Source organism: Bradyrhizobium sp. (assembly GCF_016462955.1).
Taxonomy (GTDB): Bacteria; Pseudomonadota; Alphaproteobacteria; order Rhizobiales; family Xanthobacteraceae; genus Bradyrhizobium.
The window spans coordinates 1-1,087 of record NZ_JAEMSD010000216.1 but is presented as its reverse complement, the minus strand read 5'-3'; the positions used below and the strand labels follow the sequence as shown (position 1 = coordinate 1,087).

Below are 1,087 nucleotides of genomic sequence, written 5' to 3'. Positions count from 1 at the left end.
GGCGATGTGCTCGCTGATCGCCGCGAAGTTGGCGATCAGGCCGGGAAAGCGCCGGCCGAGATGCGTGTCGGAAATCTGGGTCAGGCGAAATTCGGGCATGCGATCATCCTACCCGTCGCCGCGCGTCGGAACGATGACGGCCGGGCTAGGATCACTGCATCGATCGCAAGCGAACAAAGTTTAAAGCACGCGATAGCGGATGGTGTAGCCGTCCTGCGGCGCGACGGCGCCCGCGACCGGCGCCGCGATGCGGTCGGCGAGGTGCCAGGGGCTGAACTCGGCGGAGCGATGCGGCTCGGCCGGAAGGCGGAGGCGGAACTCGTAGGTGCCTTTGCCCGGGAGGTGCACGACCAGCACGCGCTCCGCGGTGCGGTGGTTGAGCGCAACCGCGCCGCGCAGCAGCGCCCGTCCGTCGCCGAGGTCGCGCACGCCGCCGACCAGCGCCAGGGTCTGGTTGCGGTCGGTATGCAGCTCGATCTGGGCGTCGGTCACCGCTGTCAGCGTCTGCTGGGGCATGCGGATCTCGAACTCGACGGCGGGCTTGGACGGATTGAGACCGAGATAGGCAAGGGCAGCGTGGCGCATGTCATAGGCGGCAAAGCCGAACAGGGCGAGCGCGGCAAACGCAGCCAGGCCATGCCGGGCGACATCGCGCCACGTCCGGTAGCTCAGGCGGAAGTACACGGTCATCGCCAGCGCAACCGCGAGCGCTGCCGCGAGACCCGACAGCACCGACATCAGGACGCCGAGCTGGCCGCCCGCGGCTTCGGTGAAGAGGCTGGACAAGGAATTCATGGTGCCATCTCGCCTCGGGCCGGAGGGCCCGAAATCGCTTTGACTGTCGCTGCTTGGTCGCCGAAGCGGGAACGGCGGTTCAAGTCGTTCATTGTCAGCGCCGAGAGTCGCGGCTAATGACGGTCGCGGCATTCTGCCTCCCGGGAAAGTTCCGATGTCCGTTCAAATGGTCCTGCTGCCCGTCTTCGTCCAGGTCGCTCTCACTTTCGCGCTCTTGATCGGCATGGGCGGCGCGCGCCGCAAGACGCTGGTCTCCGGCGAAACCAGGATCCGCGATATCGCGCTGGGCGAG

General features: G+C 67.2%; 1 protein-coding gene and 1 pseudogene. Both read right to left on the bottom strand.

Translation table 11 applies throughout. From position 1 onward, the window contains the following. Nucleotides 1–99, bottom strand: a pseudogene (locus JHD07_RS39825) (metallophosphoesterase); the annotation flags it as partial. Between the two features lie 81 nt (nucleotides 100–180). Further along, nucleotides 181–795, bottom strand: coding sequence for an acriflavin resistance protein (locus JHD07_RS21260; protein ID WP_291625451.1), 615 nt, complete (start codon nucleotides 793–795; stop codon nucleotides 181–183). Nucleotides 796–1,087 lie beyond the last annotated feature (292 nt).